At 44.6% G+C, this 21,656-nt stretch carries 20 protein-coding genes; 13 read left to right on the top strand and 7 right to left on the bottom strand.

Translation table 11 applies throughout. The features are described 5' to 3' along the window. The first annotated feature begins 76 nt into the window (after positions 1-76). The 4 genes from QE357_RS16250 (at position 77) to QE357_RS16235 (ending at position 5,109) form a co-directional block, all read left to right on the top strand. Positions 77-1,750 carry a hypothetical protein gene (locus tag QE357_RS16250; RefSeq protein WP_309709612.1) on the top strand — a complete coding sequence of 558 codons (1,674 nt, stop codon included), beginning with the start codon at positions 77-79 and terminating at the stop codon, positions 1,748-1,750. A gap of 348 nt (positions 1,751-2,098) precedes the next feature. Continuing rightward, positions 2,099-2,740 (top strand): glycerol-3-phosphate 1-O-acyltransferase PlsY, encoded by a 642-nt coding sequence (gene plsY / locus QE357_RS16245; RefSeq protein ID WP_106635261.1) that lies wholly within the window; start codon positions 2,099-2,101, stop codon positions 2,738-2,740. Between the two features lie 110 nt (positions 2,741-2,850). Next, the gene (locus tag QE357_RS16240; protein ID WP_309709607.1) at positions 2,851-4,212 is read left to right on the top strand and encodes a dipeptidase; all 1,362 of its coding nucleotides are present in this window, start codon (positions 2,851-2,853) and stop codon (positions 4,210-4,212) included. 51 nt (positions 4,213-4,263) lie between these two features. Beyond that, positions 4,264-5,109 (top strand): DUF1207 domain-containing protein, encoded by an 846-nt coding sequence (locus QE357_RS16235; protein ID WP_309709604.1) that lies wholly within the window; start codon positions 4,264-4,266, stop codon positions 5,107-5,109. 204 nt (positions 5,110-5,313) lie between these two features. Here QE357_RS16235 and QE357_RS16230 read toward each other — a convergent pair whose 3' ends face one another. After that, a complete protein-coding gene (locus QE357_RS16230) occupies positions 5,314-6,531 on the bottom strand; it encodes an OmpA family protein (RefSeq protein ID WP_309709601.1) in 1,218 nt (405 codons plus the stop codon). 17 nt (positions 6,532-6,548) lie between these two features. Then, positions 6,549-7,133, bottom strand: coding sequence for a peptide deformylase (gene def / locus QE357_RS16225; protein ID WP_106635265.1), 585 nt, complete (start codon positions 7,131-7,133; stop codon positions 6,549-6,551). 242 nt (positions 7,134-7,375) lie between these two features. Between def and QE357_RS16220 the strand changes: the two genes are divergently transcribed. Then, the gene (locus QE357_RS16220; RefSeq protein WP_309709596.1) at positions 7,376-8,797 is read left to right on the top strand and encodes an amidohydrolase family protein; all 1,422 of its coding nucleotides are present in this window, start codon (positions 7,376-7,378) and stop codon (positions 8,795-8,797) included. A gap of 253 nt (positions 8,798-9,050) precedes the next feature. Here the strand turns inward: QE357_RS16220 and QE357_RS16215 are convergent, their stop codons facing one another. The 4 genes from QE357_RS16215 to QE357_RS16200 all read right to left on the bottom strand — a co-directional run bounded on the left by QE357_RS16215 (position 9,051) and on the right by QE357_RS16200 (position 12,224). Further along, the gene (locus tag QE357_RS16215; protein ID WP_309709593.1) at positions 9,051-9,968 is read right to left on the bottom strand and encodes a PfkB family carbohydrate kinase; all 918 of its coding nucleotides are present in this window, start codon (positions 9,966-9,968) and stop codon (positions 9,051-9,053) included. A gap of 144 nt (positions 9,969-10,112) precedes the next feature. Then, entirely contained in the window at positions 10,113-10,463 is a 351-nt protein-coding gene (locus QE357_RS16210) for a c-type cytochrome (RefSeq protein WP_106635270.1), read from the bottom strand. Between the two features lie 129 nt (positions 10,464-10,592). Next, entirely contained in the window at positions 10,593-11,396 is an 804-nt protein-coding gene (gene murQ, locus QE357_RS16205) for an N-acetylmuramic acid 6-phosphate etherase (protein ID WP_106635271.1), read from the bottom strand. Positions 11,397-11,549: 153 nt separating this feature from the next. Then, on the bottom strand, positions 11,550-12,224 hold the full coding sequence (locus QE357_RS16200; RefSeq protein WP_106635272.1) for a hypothetical protein: 675 nt from the start codon (positions 12,222-12,224) through the stop codon (positions 11,550-11,552). A 262-nt stretch (positions 12,225-12,486) separates the two neighbouring features. Here QE357_RS16200 and uvrA point away from each other — a divergent pair, with 262 nt between their 5' ends. After that, entirely contained in the window at positions 12,487-15,345 is a 2,859-nt protein-coding gene (gene uvrA, locus QE357_RS16195) for an excinuclease ABC subunit UvrA (RefSeq protein ID WP_106635273.1), read from the top strand. A 49-nt stretch (positions 15,346-15,394) separates the two neighbouring features. Here uvrA and QE357_RS16190 read toward each other — a convergent pair whose 3' ends face one another. Further along, positions 15,395-16,282, bottom strand: coding sequence for a glycosyltransferase (locus tag QE357_RS16190; protein WP_309709585.1), 888 nt, complete (start codon positions 16,280-16,282; stop codon positions 15,395-15,397). Between the two features lie 303 nt (positions 16,283-16,585). On the opposite strand from QE357_RS16190, the gene rplM reads away from it, so the two are divergent. The 7 genes from rplM to mscL (QE357_RS16155) all read left to right on the top strand — a co-directional run bounded on the left by rplM (position 16,586) and on the right by mscL (QE357_RS16155) (position 21,655). Further along, positions 16,586-17,029 (top strand): 50S ribosomal protein L13, encoded by a 444-nt coding sequence (gene rplM / locus QE357_RS16185; protein ID WP_106635275.1) that lies wholly within the window; start codon positions 16,586-16,588, stop codon positions 17,027-17,029. 96 nt (positions 17,030-17,125) lie between these two features. Then, positions 17,126-17,515 carry a 30S ribosomal protein S9 gene (rpsI, locus tag QE357_RS16180; RefSeq protein ID WP_106635276.1) on the top strand — a complete coding sequence of 130 codons (390 nt, stop codon included), beginning with the start codon at positions 17,126-17,128 and terminating at the stop codon, positions 17,513-17,515. A gap of 149 nt (positions 17,516-17,664) precedes the next feature. Next, positions 17,665-18,465, top strand: a complete 801-nt coding sequence (rpsB, locus tag QE357_RS16175) for a 30S ribosomal protein S2 (RefSeq protein ID WP_106635277.1) — start codon at positions 17,665-17,667, stop codon at positions 18,463-18,465. Positions 18,466-18,715: 250 nt separating this feature from the next. After that, positions 18,716-19,552: a translation elongation factor Ts gene (tsf, locus tag QE357_RS16170; protein WP_106635278.1), complete on the top strand. Its 837-nt coding sequence runs from the start codon at positions 18,716-18,718 to the stop codon at positions 19,550-19,552. A 192-nt stretch (positions 19,553-19,744) separates the two neighbouring features. Continuing rightward, positions 19,745-20,704, top strand: a complete 960-nt coding sequence (locus QE357_RS16165; protein WP_309709579.1) for a DUF3078 domain-containing protein — start codon at positions 19,745-19,747, stop codon at positions 20,702-20,704. 52 nt (positions 20,705-20,756) lie between these two features. Continuing rightward, complete coding sequence (gene mscL / locus QE357_RS16160; RefSeq protein ID WP_106635280.1) at positions 20,757-21,098, top strand: large conductance mechanosensitive channel protein MscL; 342 nt, start codon at positions 20,757-20,759, stop codon at positions 21,096-21,098. 122 nt (positions 21,099-21,220) lie between these two features. Next, the gene (gene mscL / locus QE357_RS16155) at positions 21,221-21,655 is read left to right on the top strand and encodes a large conductance mechanosensitive channel protein MscL (RefSeq protein ID WP_309709576.1); all 435 of its coding nucleotides are present in this window, start codon (positions 21,221-21,223) and stop codon (positions 21,653-21,655) included. Position 21,656: the final 1 nt, after the last annotated feature.

Below are 21,656 nucleotides of genomic sequence, written 5' to 3'. Positions count from 1 at the left end.
CAAGATTAACCAGAAGGGTTATTCGATCCTTTAAATGGGTTAACCATTTGTTGTAACCACAGTCCTCACACGCCTTATGAACACACCTGCCTCACGCTTCCCTCTGATTGCTAAAGTAATTTTCGGAGTTTTATTCTTTTGTTTACTGGTGGTCATATCGCTTTGGGTCGTAGGTGTTTATTTTCTTAAGCCTATGGTAGGCGACAAACTAAGCAAGAGCGTATATGAGAATTCCGATCAGTTGTATCAGCTTACGTTTGAAGATATAACCTATAATCCTTTTTCGGGACGGGGAAGTATTCGGGGGCTAAGCATTCAGGCCGATTCGGCTCGGCGACGGCAATTGATTTCTTCCAAAGACATAACGGATCTAACGCTGGATGCCACCATCCCTGAGATTAGTCTGCAGGGAGCAGAGTTATTTACGTACCTTCTGCATAAAAAGCTCTTTATTGACGAAATAGCCATTAATCAGCCTCGTCTGACTATCCGGCAGTACCCCTCTTCGGGACCGAAGAAAAGTGAAGAGAAAAAGACCTTACATGAACTGCTGCAAAAGCAGTTTAAGGAGGTAGAGATTGGTAAGATCAGACTAATAGAAGCGAAGATTACGCACGATAATCAGACCAGTGAAAAACCAATCACGAATTCAATCCAGCAGCTTTCCATTGAAGTTCAGCAGATGCTGGTAAACCCGGAGAGTTACCGGGACTCAAGCCGGGTTTTTTATGCAAAAAATATAGAAGTACAGCTCGATTCTTTGACTATGCCTAGCAAGGACCAGTTATCGAATCTTCAGGTTGGCAAACTCAACGTATCAACCCAGACGCGGACCTTAACTATAGAGAACCTCGGGACAATTCCAGCTTACCCACGTCAGGAATACGTTAAACGTTCGGGTGGTGGTAGTTATACCAAAGCAGTTTTATCGCATTTGCACGTGACGGGGATGGACCTCTCGCAACTGGAACAAAAACAGAAGGTCCGCATTAATAAAGTGGAACTGGAAGGAGGACGAGTGGATGCGTTTGAAGTGCGAAATCGGAGTAGCAAAATGTCAGGACCCCGGAAACCTTTTCCCCACGAACAATTTCAGAAAATTCCGTTTGAATTAACCATTGATTCGGTCATAACCCGGAAAATTGACCTTTACTACGATGAGTTAAACCCTAAGACCGAGCAAATTGGAGGAATTAATTTCCGTAACATTCAGGGGGTAATCACCAACCTAACCAATGACTCACTGACATTACTAAAATCGCCCACGGCAAAAGCTCATTTTCAAACGATGTTCATGGGAGCCAATGCTCTAAACACGCATTTTACATTTAACATGGCGGCCAATAACGGTGAATATACCTGCCAGGCCGAGTTAGGGCCAACGAATTTAGTAACCCTGAATGCTACGTTTAAGCCGCTGGCCTTAATGGAAATCGAATCGGGACGAGTTAATAATTTGAAATTCAAATTCTCTGGTAATAATGTGCAGAGCTGGGGTAGTGGCGTCATACTTTATCAGGATCTGAAAATCAACATTCTAAAAAAGGATGAGGAAAAGAAACGGTTCCGCATTCGTGATCTATTCACCTTTGCGGCTAACAAAATTCTTACTTACGATAGTAACCCCATGCCGAAAAAAGAAGTGCGGACTGGGAAAATAGAATATAAACGGGTTCCGGGAGAAAGTTTTTTTGGCATTCTCTGGCGAAGTATTCGCTCCTGTCTTTCCGATTCTGTTTTGAAAACCTAGATCTATTCAGGTTTATGCTTGGTAAATAAATATTTACTAGTTCTAAAAAAAGTCAATTTAAAAATCAGTATAAAAATATTTTGATACCCCTGAAAACCAGGGGTATCAAAATATCGTATGTGTATATATAATAAGTAATGAATAGCCCCGCTTTTAAACAATTAACCCCATTGTTTACTTTACCTTCTATCATGAGCCTCTGGGTGAACTCTTAAAAACTTCTTAATTTTTTAATTATTACAAGAAGAGAAGTATCTAGAGAGGCAATAGCCAGTATCTTTGTTTTTCACGCCAGTAGAAAATTGTCTTACAATTTTTCCATTCAATTTGGGTTATTAATCATCTGAAATGACATTAAGCGTATTATTAGCAGGTCTTTTGGCCTACCTGTTAGGTTCTGTTCCCACGTCCGTTTGGTATGGACAGGCATTTTTTGGTATCGATGTTCGACAACACGGAAGTGGTAACGCCGGTGCAACTAATACGTTTCGTACATTAGGAAAAAAGGCCGGAACCATTGTTCTGTTGATTGATGTGTTGAAAGGCTGGTTAGCAGCCAACCTGGCTCTGATTCTTTTTTACCTGAATGAGATTACGCTGGACGAACGTGTAGGCATGAAGCTGGCGTTTGGAATTATCGCAGTTATTGGGCACCTGTTTCCGGTTTTTGCCAATTTTAAAGGTGGAAAAGGCGTAGCAACTTTACTGGGGATGGTCTTAAGTATTCACCCGGAAGCGGCGGGCGTTTGTATCGCTGTTTTCTTATTAGTGATGCTTTCGTCGCGATACATTTCGCTGAGTTCAATTGTTGCCTCGCTGGCTTTTCCGCTGATTATGGTTTTCAAGCTTTTCGGCCCAGAAAGTAACTTACTGACGATCTTCGGATTTATTCTTTTCGGATTGATTGTCTATACACACCAGAAAAATATTGGACGTTTACTTCGCGGCGAAGAATCCCGAGTTCCCATTGGTCGTCGTCGCAGCAGATAATACGTTTTTGATTCATAACTAAAGAAAACCCGGACTTCCGTTCGGGTTTTTTCTTTTGCATCCGTGCTTTCCTTTACTTTTGTACGAGAAATCCTGATAATGATATTTCTATGCAAGATTATTTAGAGGCCAATAAAGGCCGCTTCCTCGACGAACTCCTTGATTTATTACGTATTCCTTCGGTAAGTGCTGATTCGAAATTTAAAGGCGATGTGCGGAAAGCCGCAGAATTTGTCCGTGAAAGTCTGGAAAAAGCTGGTGCGGATGTAGCTGAAATTCACGAAACCAAAGGCCATCCGATTGTATATGGCGAAAAGATAGTGGATGCCAGCAAGCCAACGGTATTGGTTTATGGTCACTATGACGTTCAACCTGCGGATCCTTACGAACTCTGGACTTCGCCTCCGTTTGAACCTGTGATTAAGGACGAAAAAATCTACGCTCGTGGTTCAGCCGATGATAAAGGCCAGTTCTTCATGCACGTGAAGGCGTTTGAAGCCATGATGGCTACCGATTCGCTGCCCTGCAACGTAAAGTTCATGATTGAAGGGGAAGAAGAAGTAGGTTCTGACAACCTCGGGACATTTGTAGCCGAGAATCGCGAAAAGCTGAAAGCGGATGTCATTCTGATTTCAGATACGGCGATGATTGCCAATGATGTACCCTCCATTGATACGGGTTTACGCGGCCTGAGTTATGTAGAAGTAGAGGTAACCGGCCCCAATCGTGATCTTCACTCGGGGGTTTACGGTGGGGCGGTAGCGAACCCCATCAATGCTTTGGCAAAAATGATTTCTAGTTTGCACGATGAAAACGGACACATCACAATTCCGAATTTTTACGATGACGTCATTGAACTTTCAGCGGAAGAGCGGGCGATGCTGGAAGCAGCTCCCTTCGAACTGGAAGAATACAAATCAGATTTAGCGATTGAAGACGTACAGGGCGAAGCGGGTTATACCACCCGCGAGCGGGCCAGTATCCGTCCTACGCTGGACTGTAACGGTATCTGGGGTGGTTACATTGGCGAAGGAGCCAAAACGGTATTACCCTCGAAAGCTTACGCTAAAATCTCCATGCGTCTGGTGCCTAATCAGGACTGGAACAAAATTACGGAACTGTTCAGCAAGCATTTTCTGAGCATCGCTCCTAAATCGGTAAAGGTAAAAGTAACGCCTCACCACGGCGGCCAGCCTTACCTGACTCCGCTGGAATCTGCCGCTTATAAGGCTGCTGAAGCGGCTTTGGCGGAAAGCTTTGGTAAGAAGCCCGTTCCGACGCGGGGTGGTGGAAGTATCCCCATCGTGGCTTTATTCGAAAAAGAGTTGGGATTAAAAACCGTATTAATGGGCTTCGGTCTGGATTCTGACTCGATTCACTCGCCCAATGAACATTACGGACTGTTTAATTTCTACAAAGGTATTGAGACGATTCCTTTGTTCTTCAAACATTTCGCTGAGTTATCTAAGTAATGGTTTTAGCCGGAGTTTAGGTAACTAAGCTCCGGTTTTTTAACTTTCTCTATGCGTTCGATCTTTACCCTGACTGGGGCTTTCTTCCTGTTGATCACTGGAGCGTTTGCTCAAACCAAAACTGAATTTCTTCCTAAAGGTCGTTTGTTTGATCCGATCTTGCTGGACCCATTGGAGGCTAAAACCAGTGCGTTTCTCATCCGACGGACGGAAGATGGTGTTAGCAAAAAAGGACTTTTTGCTCCCTTCTCCATTGGGATTCAGAAAAGTTTTTTCCGCTGGAGTAAAGACGAAGGGCACGCTTCCGAGCTGGCTTTGGATGTGGTAGCAAACACGCAGTTCGAGATGTTTCACGACAGTAAGGAAGATCGTTTTCGTCGCTACATGTATAACGTCGATTACCGCGTCGGATTGATGTATAACCTCAGACGAGACCAATCCAGCTGGCGTTTTCGGATTTTCCACCTGTCTTCGCACCTTGGCGATGATTACCTGATTCGAAATCAGTTGATTTACTTTACACCAAATGCGGTGAACTATGAGCAAATAGATGCTTTGTATTCTAGAAATATTCAATCCGTTCGACTTTACGGGGGGGCAGGAATGAGCTTACGTCCCTCCTCGGAGCGGAAGCGGTTGTATACGCAATTGGGTTTGGTCTGGAAACAGCCCTACCGTCAAAAATCTCGCTGGTGGGCGGGATTGGATGCCCGCATGATTGAACAAACGAATTTTCATCCGGGGATAACGGCTGCATTTGGTATCGAGCTGGGAGAAGCCGAACGGGGCCCCTTGAGCATTGCTATACAGGCCTTTCACGGTCCATTACCTTTCAGTGCTTACGAACAACGTATTAATAACTGGGTTGGTCTTGGCTTTTATCTCAATCCTTTTTAAACGGGTTTGGTTTTGATTTGAGATATTTTGGGCTGGATTCTGTCTGGTCATAACAGGTAAATAAGTAGTGAGTTAGCCTCCCGAAAGTTTTAAAACTTTTGGGAGGTTTTTTATAGGTTTAGAACAACTTAGAGTAGGCCGTTGCCAGCTTTTCTGCTGGCAACAATTAAGCTGCCTGCCACACCTATCAGCAAGTTTACCGCATTATTCAATCAACAAGATTTCCACTCGTCGATCTTTCTGCCGATCTGCTTCGGGACGATTGGGGTTAACCTGAGCTTGAGAGCTGCCTAACGATTCCAGCTCAATCGGGACATTAACTTTCCCTTCCTGCATTAAAAATAACTTGACCCTGGCCGCTCTCTTTTGAGAGAGTAATAAGTTCGGCTCGGATTCTCCCACCGCATCAGCATACCCTATTATACGAATTCGCGAAGGTTTTTCCTGACTCATGTGCTGAAGTAAACGTTGCAACACTTCCTGCGATTCTGTCGATAAGTCAAAGGAGCGGTAATCAAAAAAAAGGGTACTTCTTCTTAAAATAACGGGTTGATTAGTGGTGGTAAGTGGGGCCGTGGAAGTGAGGGAATCAATGGAGTTCGTTTTTCTGAAAAGCTTACCAAGAGAAGTAACCATCAAGTCACTGTGCACGGAATCTACGGAAGCCTGCACGTAGTAAACCGTTGAATCTTTAGGGTGAACGGAGAAATAGGCTTCAAAGCCCGCCGTATTAATACCCGTCAATGGTTCGGGTTCTGACCAGTTTTCCCAGGAATTATCCAAACGTTTGCTTCGATATACGTCTGCATTACCAGAACGGTCACTCGAAAAATATAAGTAAGGAGCCAGCCAGAATGGAGCGAAATCGTGGCTCGATGAATTGATTTTTTTGCCTAAAGCGATGGGCTCCCTCCATTCACCAAACGTATTTTTTCGGGTAATGAATAAATCATCATCCAGCCGCCGGGAATCGGGCATGGCCAGGAGTAATAGCGAATCATGAACCAGGTGAAAGCCAATATGCCCGGAAGAGCTATTTAAAGCCGGAATGGGTACGGATTCTGGAGATGCCCAGGTATTTCCCTGACGCGTAGTAACTGATAAACCCGGTCGGACTTTCTTTCGGAAGTATTGATTGGCCAAATAAAGTTGCGAGCCCCTTTGAGCGACGATACCGTCATCGGCATTCGTATTCAGGGGAAAAGCTTGCGGAGTTTGCCAGTAACCCTGCGGTGAGCGAATACTAAACCAGCTATCCTGTTTTCGCTGATCGTGGTAATCCCGAACGAAGTATAAGGTATCTCCACTGGGAGAAAAAACCGGAGCTAATTCATCAGCGGAGGAATTGGGAAGCTGAGCCTGAGTAACAAAAGAAACAGGCAGTAAAATCACCATTAAATACCGAATGATTCTACTGCCCATTGTTTTGCTGAAACCCATTATAGCTTAGGGAATTTCATTTTATAATCTACCCGCACATCACCTTTAGTAATGTTGGAAAGCTTCTTTTTCAATAAAGTACGTTTCAGCGGAGGCATGTAATCCGTGAAAAGAATCCCTTCGATGTGATCATATTCATGCTGAATAATGCGAGCCGCAATACCGTCATATTCTTCCACGTGCTGATTCCAGTCCAGATCGTAATACTGAATTTTTACGCGTTCGGGACGATTCACCTCCGAACGAATGCCGGGAATGGAAAGGCAACCTTCCTCGTAAGCCCATTCTTCGCCGTCTTCTTCCAGTATTTCGGGGTTAATAAACGCCTTCTTGAAACCAACCAGACTAGGGTCAAAATCCTCGCTGTCTTCCTCTTCACCGTCAATAATAGGGGTACCATCCACGACAAACAAACGCAGACTCAGACCCACCTGGGGGGCGGCCAGTCCAACGCCGGAGGCTTTGTACATGGTTTCAAACATGTTATCGACCAATTGCTTGAGGTCGAGATCGGTATCTTTAGGAATGTCGGCGGCTTCTTTCCGTAAAACGGGGTCACCGTAAGCGACGATCGGCAGAATCATAATCGATTATAAATTTCCGTTTCAGTACTAAACGGACTGATAAACGGTTTGTTGAGAATAGAAAGTACAAAATTCGTGAAAGGAGACGGCTTTTCCGAACCTGATTTTGGGATTGTAAATTTTTGAAGAAAAGGGAAGGCCCCTTCGCTGGAATTTTGTGACTGATAATGAGGCAATGGTGCACTGAAATAGCATCTTGTTTTTACTTTTGTTATTGAATTTCTCCATTGTTGAATCTATCTATGAATCGCCGTAAAGCTATTAGCCAACTTTCGTTGGCTTCGGTCGCTATGTGCACAGGCTGGGCTTTTAACCGAACCCGCGTTATACACTCGCCGAGTCAGGATCAAACGTTTCCAATTGTTATTCAAAAAGGCTCGGTCTTTACGGAGGGGAGCTTGCAGAAACTCAATGTAGGCGTGACCGAAAAGGGAACGCTTCATCTGAGTCCGCTGGAATTATCGGGAACTCAGGTTATTAATGCGGAAGGTAAAATTGTTAGTCCGGGATTTATCGATATACTAGCCGATGGCCCGAAAAATTTGACTAACGATTACCACGTTTTCGAGCGATTTAAACTAACCGACGGCGTTACGACGACTCTGCAATTGCACGGTGGTCGGGAAAATCCCGGGGAGTACCATCGCTTCTTTGATCCGAAGCCGCATTACACGAATTATGGCGTTGGTATTTACGTCATGGGTATTCGATTGGCCGAAGATCTGCCCCACCGCCTGAAACACGTAGAGAAAATGCTGGCGGAGGGAGCCTTGAGTGTCTCACACAGCCTGGAATATCAGCCCACGCCTTATTGGGAAGTGAAAGCATACGCTAAGCTGGCTAAGCGGTACGAGCGGCCCATGTTTCTGCACTTACGTTACTCCAATAAGGAAAATGAGTTAATGGGGGTGAAAGAAGCCATTCGGCTGGCTCAGGAGACGGGTGTTCACCTGCACATTGACCATCTTCATTCCACCGGCGGAACGTTCCACATGCCCGAAGCTCTGGATCTGATCGACAAAGCCCGGCAGTCAGGTCTTGCCATCACGACTTGCGTCTATCCTTATACCTACTGGGCAACCTATTTGCATTCTAAGCGATTTGATGAGGGCTGGCAGCAGCGGTATGGTCTGGATTATAATGACTTACAGTTAGTAGGGACGAACCAACGCATTACTCCAGAATCCTTTCAGTATTACCGCAAACATCCGGGGTATCTGGTGGCGGTTCCCGAAGGAGCGATGCCTTTCGAAAGTACCATTGATCTGGCTCTACAAACGGATTTCTGTATGATTGGCTCAGACGGAGGCATGGCCTCGATGGAAGCGGCCAACTCACATCCTCGGGGAGCGGGGTGCTTTGCTACTGCTATTCAGCACGCCCAGTCAATTGGTTTACCTTTGGAAAAAATACTACCCAAGATCACACAAATGCCTGCCGATCTGATTCATCCGGCGGTTCGAAATCGGGGAGAAATCAAGGAAGGAGCTATGGCCGATGTCACCATTTTCGACCCTAAGACCATTCAGGGCCGGGCTACCGTAGAATTTCCTAATCGTGATTCAGCAGGAATTGAAGCTGTTATCCTGAACGGAAAAGTAGCTTATCTACAAGGTCAAATTCTAGCCGAAAACGGATTGCCGATTCGAAACACGGCTGTTTAATTTTAAATGAGTGAATGATAGAATGAGTGAATGCATGTATCATACCTGCTTACGTTTAGCACAAGATGCATAGCTCGTACTAATAGTGATTTACCAGGCCGCTGCCAGCTTTTTCGCTGGTAGCGGGCTATACGAACCATAAGGGATTATAGACTATCCATAAAATAAATGAGTGAACAGGTTATCACACCTATTCACTCATTCTATCATTCGCTCATTCAATATTGAGTATCATTCTCTCACTCAAAACTAACTAAGCTACCGTGAAGCCAGAGAGCTTAACGAATTGTTGAATGCGAGCGTCTACTTCTTCTTTGGAAAGACCCAATAAACGTTCGGTACCAAATTTTTCTACGCAAAACGAAGCCATGGCCGAACCGTAAATAATGGCACGTTTCATATTCTCGAAACTAATATCATCCGTTGCCGCCAGGTAACCGATGAAGCCACCCGCGAAGGTATCACCCGCTCCGGTAGGATCGAATACTTCTTCCAACGGCAGGGCAGGAGCGAAGAATACCTCTTCTCCCTGGAATAATAAAGCACCGTGTTCGCCTTTTTTGATAATCAGGGTTTTAGGACCCATCTCCATAATCTTGCGAGCGGCTTTACGTAAGCTATATTCCCCCGAAAGCAACCGGGCTTCTTCGTCGTTGATGCTTAGGACATCCACTTTTTTCATTACTTCTTTGAGATCGTCCATCGCAATTTCCATCCAGAAATTCATGGTGTCCATCACCACCAGTTTCGGACGATTTTTCAGACGGTTCAGTACCGTCATCTGCACCTGAGGCGTCAGGTTACCCAACATCAGGTATTCGCAATTCTGGTACGATTCGGGGATAATCGGATCAAAATCAGCCAGTACGTTCAGTTCAGTAACCAGCGTATCACGGGTGTTCATGTCGTTATGGTACTTACCCGACCAGAAGAACGATTTTTCACCGGCTTTGATCTGTAAGCCTTCGGTATCAACGCCCTGATTCTGGAGTAACTCGATGTATTCCTGAGGAAAGTCATCACCCACTACCGCCACCACATTGATAGGTTTGGTGAAGTAAGAAGCGGATAATGAAATATAAGTACAGGCACCACCGATAATTTTATCCGTTTTTCCGAAGGGAGATTCCAGGGCATCAAAGGCCACCGTACCGATTGCTAAGAGACTCATTTATTGAAGTTTACAGTTTATTCAGTTTGTTATGGGATCATCATTTTACTGAAAATCAGGCAAAAATACGCAATGATGAGCATATCCACGAAAAAGCCCCGACCTTAATCAGGATCGGGGCTTCTGGAATGAGTAATCGGTTACTTATTTCTTCTTGGCAGTACCATTTAAAGAAACAATCCACTTCGCGATTTTCATAGCCTCATCTTTAGGAACCTGGGTCATCGGTGCCATTGGAGGGTAACCGGGCCAATGGGAAGGCTCAGGCTTATAAATCAGAGCTACAATTTGCTCGGGTTTGTATTTCTTCTTAGCCACGTCCGTATAGGCAGGACCTACTAAACGTTCGTTAACTTTGTGGCAGGTAAGGCAAATGTTTTTTTGCAATAAAGCCTGAATCTCAGCGGGCGGATCGTTTTTACTCTGTGCGGAAGCCTCCGTGCCAATGAATAGGGCGGCAAGCAGACCTACCATGGGAAAAAGCGTTTTTTTCATAGTAAGCGTATAAAAATTAAAAAATTTGCTCGTTGTATTTAATCGTTAGAACGCAAAAGTAAATAAAATTATACCGACGTTCTGTTAATAAATGCAAAAGAATCGACTGAAATAACCCGAAATGCTTACTTATTGTTGTCCGGCTTCTACTGCTTTTCTAACGCTGCCGTGACGGGCCAGTAAATCTTCCGCTATTTCCCGGGTTGTATGCAGTTCATCTATTACCATCTGAATGGCCCGGTTCACCAGCTTATAGTTGGATAGCTGCATATCCACCATTCGGTTACCCTTCACGCGGCCCAGTTGAATCATGGTGCTGGTTGAAATCATATTCAGAGCCAGTTTCTGAGCCGTACCGGATTTCATACGAGTACTGCCCGTAACGAACTCGGGCCCCACTATCAATTCCACCGGATATTCAACGGCAGCCGCTACGGGGCTTCCCGCGTTACACACGATGCAACCCGTTAGGATGCCTTTTTCGCGGGCCGTTTTCACCCCACCAATTACGTAAGGCGTGGTGCCCGAAGCCGCGATACCGACCAGGGAATCCAGCTCGTTAATATCATATTCCAGTAAATCCTTCCAGGCCTGTTCGGCGTCGTCTTCGGCGTTTTCAACGGCTTTGCGAATGGCCGTGTCACCTCCGGCAATGAGGCCTACTACTAATCCGAAAGGAACGCCGTAGGTAGGAGGGCACTCCGAAGCATCCAGAATGCCGAGGCGACCGCTCGTGCCGGCACCGATGTAAAACAGGCGACCGCCTTGTTTCATACGGGCCACAATTTCAGTAACCAGGGCTTCAATTTGAGGTAAAGCTTTTTCAACGGCGAGCGGAACCGTTTTATCTTCATTGTTAATTCCCTCCAGTAACTGGCGGACCGTCATTTGTTCCAGATGGTCGTAGTGTGATGAGGATTCAGTCGTAAGCATATGACAGTACGAAGGCGAAAATCATTAAATATTAAACGCTAAAGTTAGCGGATATTCCTGGACTCATCTCAGTGTTTAGGGGTCTATCTACAGAAAAGAGACTTCCCGCTGGCCGCTGGAAGTCTCTTCACTACTGAACAATTACAGCAAAATTTATTTAAACCAGTATCCAAAACGAATGACCAGCGGGCTTCCGCTGGAAGAATATACATTAATATCATCGTAATTGACCTGATAAAGCAGAGTGATCTGGAAACCGGGCTCACCAGCAGGAACTCCGTAACCACCCCCGACTAAGAAACCGGTGTTATACTGCCCTCGGCCCTGTTTAACTCCGGCTAGCTTATAAGAGAGGATCTGAAATTGTTCAGCTTCGCCCCATAAAAACAGACCCGGAATTGTGTTTTGTAAGAAATTGAGGTGTTGCTGAACAAATAATCGACCCCCTAACAAACTGGCTTTCAAACGAGCACTTCCCTGATTAGTAAAAACGGGCTGACTAAAATAACTGTAAGTAGCACCTATACCAGCGGTAGTACTGGGCGTTACCCGAATGCCAGCCATTGGAGAAATATCAAAACTGAAATAGCTATTACCTCCGAAAAAACTCAGGGAAGGGGTAGTAATATTTAAACCATAGCGAAGTTTATCCTTAAATGGACGAGCATTCCAGGGAAGCTCCTGCTGACGTTGATAACTCTCATCGAGCGGTTGTTGCTGGATAATAACCGGACGGTCGGTGGGACGTGGAATGGTATCGTATTGAGCGGAAGCAAAGGGGGTAGCGGCAACCACAAATAATAAAGCAGCCAGTACGGATCGAATCATGGATGTAGTGTTCATGGACAACTTAAAAGAAGTTGTATAGTAAAGAACTCGATGGCGAAAATAGTGGTTATTACCCTAGCACCAACCGAATTCCCTTCTTACGTTTTCAAAAGTAACGGTCTTTGCCACAAATTCTTGTATATCGACCTTATTCCCGCGATGGAACGGGTCTTTTTTATCGACGTTAACGGTTTAATACCTCGGATTAGAAAACATTAAAACCATCTTTTCTTCCCAGCCCGGAGAGAATTATCTTTGTAGAATGAATCCAATCGAAACGCTAGGACGCCCATCGGTCGAATCTTTAGACCCCAAGCAGTATATTCTTATTAAAGGAGCTCGTGTTAATAACCTTAAAAATATAGACGTTTCGATTCCCCGTAATAAGCTGGTGGTTATCACGGGTTTATCAGGCAGTGGCAAATCTTCACTGGCTTTTGATACCCTGTTTGCTGAAGGACAGCGGATGTACGTGGAAAGTTTAAGTAGTTACGCCCGTCAGTTTCTGGGCCGGATGGAAAAGCCGGAAGTAGACTGGATTAAAGGCGTTTCGCCCGCCATTGCCATCGAGCAAAAGGTAAGCACCAAAAACCCACGTTCGACGGTCGGTACTACCACTGAAATTTACGATTACCTCAAGTTATTATTCGCCCGCATCGGGAAAACGTATTCGCCCATTTCCGGTCAGGAAGTGCGGAAAGATACCGTTACCGATGTTGTTGATTTCATTCTTTCGCAGGAAGAATCGACCCGGGTTTTGATTACCACACCTTTTTTACGTAAAGGGGGCCGAAGTCTGGTGGAAGAGCTGAACGTATTACTTCAGAAAGGCTTCACCCGGATTGTAGCAAATGACGAAACGATTCAGATCGAAGACGTTTTAACGGATACCGAACTAGCGAGTCGGATAGATCAGCAGCCGCTTCATATTCTTATTGACCGTCTGGCGGTGAAGAAAGAGGATGAAGAAACGCAGTTCCGCTTGGGAGATTCGGTGCAAACGGCTTTTTTTGAAGGCGAAGGGGTTTGTTTCGTCCAGATTCTGGGAGGCGAACGCCGCGAGTTTTCGGATCGGTTTGAGCTGGACGGCATTGTCTTTGAAGAACCCAGCGTTAACCTGTTTAGCTTCAATAACCCCTACGGAGCCTGCAAGCGTTGCGAAGGTTTCGGAACGATCCTGGGGATTGACCCTGATCTGGTTTTCCCAGATCGGAATCTTTCCGTTTTTGAAGGAGCCATTGCTCCCTGGCGGACGGAGAAAATGGGCGAGTGGTTAACGCCTTTGTTACGCAACGGCATTCGTTTTGACTTCCCTATTCATCGGGCCTATAAAGAACTAAGTCCCGAAGAAAAAGACTTGCTCTGGAAGGGTAATAAATTCTTCGGCGGTCTGGATGACTTCTTTAAAATGCTCGAAGGAGAATCCTATAAGATTCAGTATCGGGTATTGTTGAGCCGCTACCGAGGTCGTACGGCTTGTCCAGAGTGTCGCGGTTCTCGTTTACGGAAGGATGCCAGTTTTGTGAAAATTGCGGATAAATCGATTGTAGATCTGGTATTACGTCCGATTTCAGAAATTGCTGAGTTTTTCCGAAACTTAGAGTTACCTGATTATCAGGAAAAAGTAGCCCGCCGGATTCTGACCGAAATTCAGAACCGCCTGGATTACATGGAGCGGGTTGGTTTAGGGTATTTAACACTGAACCGATTAACTAACTCTCTGTCAGGTGGTGAGTTTCAGCGAATTAAATTGGCGACTTCCCTGGGAAGTGCCCTGGTTGGTTCGATGTATATTCTGGATGAACCCAGTATTGGGCTTCACCCCCGCGATACCCAGCGACTCATTTCGGTGCTTAAATCCCTGCGTGATTTAGGGAATACCGTAATCGTTGTAGAGCACGAAGAGGAGGTAATGAAGGCCGCCGATGAAATCATTGACATTGGCCCGGATGCCGGAACGGGTGGAGGCCAAGTAGTCTTCCACGGCGACTGGAATACCATTGAAGATTTACGCGGGGAAGCCTCTGTTGAAGGTGAGCTGCATTCCCATACGCTGGCTTTCCTGACGGGACAGGACCAGATTCCCATTCCCAAATTTCGTCGTCGCCCCACGGGTTGGATCGAACTGAAAGGGGCTCGTGAGAATAACTTACGGGAGATTAATGCCCGTTTCCCTTTGGGTAATCTGACGGTTGTCACGGGTGTGAGTGGTTCGGGTAAATCAACATTAATTCGAAAAATTCTGTATCCGGCTTTGGGTAAAATGCTGGGGACGTATTCAGATGAATCGGGCAAGTACTCCGAACTGGTAGGAGATTTGAAAGGACTGGCGGCGGTAGAAATGGTCGACCAAAATCCAATTGGTAAATCAAGCCGTTCGAATCCAGTTACTTATGTGAAAGCGTATGATCACATCCGTCAGCTCATGAGTGATCAGCCTTTAGCCAAAGCCCGGACGTATAAACCTAGTCATTTTTCTTTCAACGTTGACGGCGGTCGTTGCGAAACCTGTCAGGGGGAAGGGCAGGTAAAGATAGAAATGCAGTTCATGGCGGATATTTACCTGACCTGTGAATCTTGCCACGGCAAGCGTTTCAAACACGAAATTCTGGAAGTAAAGTATCAGGATAAAGATGTTTCGGAAATTCTGGACATGACGGTAGACGAAGCGGTCGTTTTCTTCCAGGGCAATCCGAAAATTTACGAAAAACTGGTGCCTTTGCAGGAAGTAGGGCTGGGATATGTAACCCTCGGCCAGTCTTCCAGTTCGCTTTCAGGAGGGGAGGCCCAACGGGTGAAACTGGCCAGTTTCCTCGGAAAAGGAAATCCAAACGTAGGGAAGACTTTATTCATTTTTGATGAACCTACCACGGGCTTACACTTCCACGATATTCGGAAGTTATTGAAATCCATCAACGCTTTGGTAAATCAGGGCGATTCAGTGATTATCATTGAACATAACACCGAAGTAATCAAATGTGCTGATTACATCATTGATATTGGCCCGGATGGGGGAGAAGCCGGGGGCTTAATCACGTTCACGGGAACGCCAGAAGAAATGATTGAAATCGGTGACGAAAACCATACCGCCCGATTCCTGAAAGAGAAAATGCAGGAGTAATAAAGCACGAAGAAGCCCGGAATAATCCGGGCTTCTTCCATTTAAGTAATCAATGAAAAACGCTTAAGAAGCGTCGGTAGAGCGTTTTCGCTTTGGCGGCTAAGGGTAACTCCGGCTCTCGTAGCGGTCCGTCGAAAGGTTGCCCCCGGCGGAGGTAATACTTCGACATGGTCCCTGATGTTATTTTCCATTTATTAACGAAGACATAATAACCATCGTTTTTCTTGATCCGGTTTACAGAGATGGAGCCGAAATGATAAACCCGACTGGCTGAAACGCCTTTAAATAACCGGATACCGACCTGCCAGAGTTTCATGGAAAAATCGGGATCTGAATACATGCCAGGCGAAAACTCTACGCTATACCCACCCACTAAATCCCAGATTTCTTTGTGTACAATATTGGGTGGCCAGGTTGAACCCTGCCAGTCGCCAATGGGTAATGTGGAAAACTCCTTGAGTAATTTTTCTTCGTTGAAGGTATGAATATCCTTGCCAAAGTCCTGAAGAATAGAACAGGTGGTTTCGGCAGTGGCCTCAATGGTGGTAGCTGAAATAAAGAAGCGATTGTGGCCGATTTCCTGAATGGTATCGTATAAGGCCTTATCCCAGTCGGGGCAAACGTACATATCATCATTAATGAAGAGGATGTAATTCGTCGTTGCCAGGGAAGCCGAGATATTCAGGGCATAACAAACGCCAATGTTCTCAGAGCTAACCGAGTAATCAATATCCGTTTGTTGGCGAATCCAGTCCAGCGTTCCATCGGTTCCTTCGTTAACGTGAACAATAATCTGATGCGGAAAGTGAGAGTTCTTACGAATACTTTCTACGCATAAGCGGAGGTAAGGCAGATTATTCCAGGAAGGAATCAGGATGGAAAAGAGGGCTTGGTCGTTTTTAGTTGCTTTGACAATAGAAATGGGTTCTTCAATCATGTATCAAGAAGTACTTGTCAGGAAAATTGGGTTGGACAAAGATATTTAGGAAAGCCCATACAACCAGATGGGATGATCCTAAGAAGGAGAGAAAGAGAGGTAAAAGACAGGAAATGAGGCGAGGAAGAGAAAAACTTGGATAGGTTGATTTTTTCAGAGCGAAATTATGAATGGATTTTTTCTGTTTTTTCAAATAAACCTTTGATATACAGGAATAAACCAGCTATATTTGCACTCCCTTTTTCAGCTATGATGCCCAAAAGTATCTGAAAATCAAGAGGAAACAATCAAAGACAATTAATCGTGGATCAGTTAAGCTACAAAACTATCTCGGCAAACGCAGCGACCGTAACTAAGGAGTGGGTCGTTGTTGACGCTGAAAACGCGATCTTAGGTCGTCTGACCAGCCAGATCGCCGCTATCCTGCGGGGTAAGCACAAAACGAACTACACTCCTCACGTCGATTGTGGTGACAATGTTATCGTAATCAACGCAGACAAAATCCGTTTAACGGGTAACAAACTGACCGACAAGCAGTACGTTCGTCACACCGGTCACCCTGGTGGACAACGTTTTGCGACGCCTCGTGAAGTTCTGGAAAAGATCCCTGCTCGGGTAATCGAATATGCCGTAAAAGGTATGTTACCTAAAACTCGTCTGGGTCGTCGTCTTTTTACGAACCTGCACGTGTACGCTGGACCTAACCATCCACACGAATCACAACAACCGAAGAAAATCGAATTGTAATCATTCGTTGTTCGTGAATGGTTCGTGGGGTTTTAGTGAAGATCTACTAACACTTCCAGAAACTAGGTTACGATTAACGGTTAACGAATACCAAAAATGGCAGAAGTAATTAATACTCTCGGTCGCCGGAAAACTGCCGTAGCTCGCGTTTATTTAACGCCAGGCAACGGAGCGATCACGGTTAATGGCCGCGATTTCAAGGAGTACTTCCCTTCTGAAGTTCTTCAAATCATTGTAAATCAGCCTTTCACTACTACTAACACGGTAGGTGCTTACGATATCAAAGCAAACCTTGATGGTGGTGGAATCGCTGGTCAGGCAGAAGCTCTGCGTATGGGTATTTCCCGTGCGTTAGACAAACTGAACCCTGAGCACCACACGCCGCTGAAGAAAGTTGGCTTCCTTACTCGTGATGACCGTATGGTTGAACGTAAGAAACCAGGTCGTCGCAAGGCACGTCGTCGTTTCCAATTCAGCAAGCGTTAATAATGTGGTTCTTAGTTGTTGGTTCTTAGTTTTTCGAACGAGCAACCATCAACTAAAAACTGACAATAATTACTCGCCTCTGATTCATGCTTGTAGTGTCCGACGCAGAATCAAGCACTTTTCATCATCCTTTTTGACTTAACAACAAAATGGCACAAGTATCATATAAAGAACTCCTCGATGCCGGCGTACACTTTGGTCACTTGACTCGTAAGTGGGATCCGAAGATGGCTCCTTACATCTTCATGGAGAAAAACGGCATCCATATTATCGATTTGAACAAAACGGTAACCCTTCTTGATGAAGCGTCTACCGCCATCAAATCAATCGTTCGTTCAGGCCGCAAAATCATGTTCGTAGCTACGAAAAAGCAGGCTCAGGAGATCGTTTCAGAAGAAGCACGTCGCCTGAAAATGCCTTACGTAACCGATCGTTGGTTAGGTGGTATGCTGACTAACTTCGCGACGATTCGCAAGTCGCTGAAGAAAATGACTCAACTTGAGAAAATGCTTAAGGATGAGACTACGTCTGCGAACCTGAACAAAAAAGAAAAACTGGTCCTTACTCGCGAAAAAGATAAATTGGAGCGTGTATTAGGTGGTATTGCTGATCTGACTCGTCTGCCTGCGGCTCTGTTCGTAATCGACGTAAAGCGTGAGCATATTGCCGTTGCTGAAGCTCAACGTTTAGGTATTCCAGTATTCGCTATGTGCGATACTAACTCTAACCCCGAGTTAGTTGACTTCCCTATTCCTGCTAACGACGATGCCTACAAATCAATCAGCCTGATCACTTTGGCTATTGGTAAGGCTATCGAAGAAGGTTTGATGGAGCGTAAGCAAGATAAAGACGATGCTCGCGTTCAGGAAGAAGAAGAAGCTAAACGGGCAGTTGACTCTGGAGCTGAAGTAGCTGAAGCTCCTGCGGCAACTACAGAGGATGAAGCCTAATCTTTTATTAGATCTTTGATCCTATTGTGAATAGCCCGGAGCTTTGCTTTGGGCTATTCCGTTTAGAAAAATTTGAGCAGGTTTGATGAAATAGTTAGAGTCGATTCGCTAACGTTTGAATGGTAATAAAATACATTTCCAAACGTCTAAGCTTCAAACCTCAAACGCTCAAAGACTTCTTAACAAAAGCTTAATTTTCTTATTTGGGGGATTACCCCCAACTTCACGATAAATAAACAAACTCACTACAATGGCTGCAATTACCGCTGCTGACGTGAATAAACTCCGCCAAATGACTGGTGCGGGTATGATGGATTGTAAGAAGGCTTTGTCTGAAGCTGATGGCGATTTCGAAAAAGCAATCGAAGTGTTACGCAAAGCAGGCCAGAAAGTGGCTGCTAAACGTGCTGACAACGCTACTTCAGAAGGTCTGATCCTGGTTAAATTAAGCGAAGACGGTTCTAATGGTAAACTGATTGCTTTAGCTTGCGAAACGGAGCCCGTTTCTAAAGTTGAAGACTTCCGTAACCTGGCGAACGCGATCATCGACACGGCAGTTGAGAAAAACCCTGCTTCAATCGAAGAATTATCAGCTTTACCTTTAGCGGATGGCCGTACCATTCAGGAAACCATCACTGAACTGGTTGGTAAAATTGGTGAGAAAATCATCATCGCTACTTACGAAAACATTAACGCTGAGCAAGTAGTTAGCTACATCCACTCTAACGGTAAGTTAGGTGTATTGTTAGCGTTCAACAACGTACAAGGTGCTGACGTTCAGGAAGTAGGTAAAGACATCGCTATGCAAATTGCGGCTATGAAACCCGTAGCTGTAAGCAAAGACGAAGTAGATCCTGCTTTAGCAGAGAAAGAACTCGAAATTGGTCGTGAGCAAGCTCGTGCGGAAGGTAAGCCTGAGGCTATCCTGGATCGTATCGCTCAAGGTCGTCTGGAGAAATTCTACAAAGAAAACACCCTGCTTTCTCAGGAGTTCGTGAAAGATAACTCGATCACAATCGCTCAGTTATTAGAGAAAACGCAGAAAGGATTAACTGTAAAAGAATTCAAGCGTGTTGCTTTAGCTTAGTCTTTTATCGTTTTGATATAAATGGAAGTAATGTACGATACCCGTATGTTACTTCCATTTTTTATTGGCATGCATCGTCAAAGCTGTACTCAACTTCGCTTATTTTAGACCTAAGGGTAATTTATTAACCTATGGATTGTGCTTTCATAGTATTATAAGTAATTTTGCCTATCATTCTATCCGACGACTTATATGGTATCAAAAAAACTACTTCTTTCCATTTTACCCTTTTTATTTTTCTCTGTTGTTTCATTTGCTCAAACCACACCTTCAGCAACGCCTGCCATTAAAGACACCACTTATTGGAAGACCAAGAAAGAGTTTGGTCTGAATTTTAATCAGGGCTCATTCAGTGATAACTGGCAGGGCGGGGGTGTTAATAACCTGGGTTTAGGATCTTTCTTTAATGCCAAAGGCGAATACCGTAAGGACCGCGACAGTTGGGTTAATGACTTTCAAAGTCAGTTTGGTTTTCAGAAAATTAAAGGACAGGAATTTCGTAAAAGTATTGACCGTTTATTTTTTGATTCGAAATACGGCAGAAAATTAGGAGCTAAAGCCGATACGCAATGGTCTTTTATTGGTAGCCTTAACGTTCTGACGCAGTTTGCTAATGGTTTTGATTATAATTATCGATACAGCAATCAAACGTCTCCTTTGATTTCTGGATTATTCACTCCGATATACATCACAGAAGGGATTGGTTTTGAATGGCGTCCGGAAACGTTCTTTACTATGAGTTTCTATCCAGGTGCAGTTCGTCACACTATTCTGGGTAATAAAAATTTATATCAGGCTATTGATGCCCGGAATGCTTCCGAATTAGAAGCGGGAAATAAACCTTACGAATTTCTGAATTATGGGATTGCCAAAGGTAAAAGAGCGTTAACGGAAGTAGCGATTATGCAGTTAGTAGCCAACTTTGATCGCGATATTGCCAAAAACGTTAACCTGAAATTTCGTTACCAGGCGTTTGCCAGTTTCAGAGACTTAGCGGCTATTGATAACCGTATTGATGCCAAATTAACGGCAAAAATTAACCGTTATCTGAATTTTAATTTCGACCTTATTGCTCTTTACGATCAGGATCAGGTGATGAAAATTCAATATGCTCAGTCGATGGGTTTAGGATTTTTGTATACATTCAAATAACTTACCATTTATTAAGTATATTATTTTGTTTCATATCCAAAACCCTTTTGACATGCTAAAAGAATTCAGACAGTTTATCGCTCAGGGTAATGTCCTTGACCTGGCAATTGGTGTTGTAATTGGTGCCGCTTTTGGAAAAATTACAACGGCTTTGGTCAACAATATTATCATGCCTCCCATTGGCTTATTACTGGCAGGTGTGGACTTTAAGGATGCAAAATGGGTACTAAAGGCTGCCGACGAAGCCACTAAACAACCCGAAGTTGCCATTACTTATGGAGCATTCTTTCAGGTAGTTATAGAGTTTTTAATTATTGCATGGGTATTATTTCTGGTCGTAAAAGCAGCCAATCATTCTGGATTAACAGCTAAAAGAGCCGACGAAAAAGCATAATAGTTTATAAGAATTTTGAAGGGTTTGACTGAAAAGTCAAACCCTTTTTTGTTTTCATTTAGGCTGGCCCAATTGTTTTTTGTTGTTTCGCAGTTTTTATATTCTAAATGATTTGAATTCGTATGATTAAGAGCTTTTTCTCGTTCATCAAACGTGGAAATGTCATTGATTTGGCAGTTGGGGTCATTATTGGTGCTGCCTTTGGTAAAATTGTAGATTCAGTAGTGAAAGACCTGATCATGCCCCTGGTTAGCATTCCAGGCGACGTGGATTTCAGCAATCTGTATGTACCCCTTTCAAGTAAAGTTCCGAAAGGACTAGCCTTAGTCGACGCCCGCAACATTGGCCCTGTTTTTGCCTGGGGTAACTTCGTAACCGTGGTCATTAACTTTTTTATTCTGGCATTCATCGTTTTTGTGTTGAGTTCGCTTGTGCAGAAGCTGGTGAAGAAACAGGAGGCCGAAGCCAAAGCAGAGCCACCCACGCTCAGCAAAGAAGAAATCCTGCTGACTGAAATTCGGGATGCTCTACGCGAACAGAATCAGCGATTGAAATAGC

Source organism: Siphonobacter sp. SORGH_AS_0500 (assembly GCF_031453245.1).
Taxonomy (GTDB): Bacteria; Bacteroidota; Bacteroidia; order Cytophagales; family Spirosomataceae; genus Siphonobacter.
This window is presented reverse-complemented; position numbering and strand designations above follow the sequence as displayed.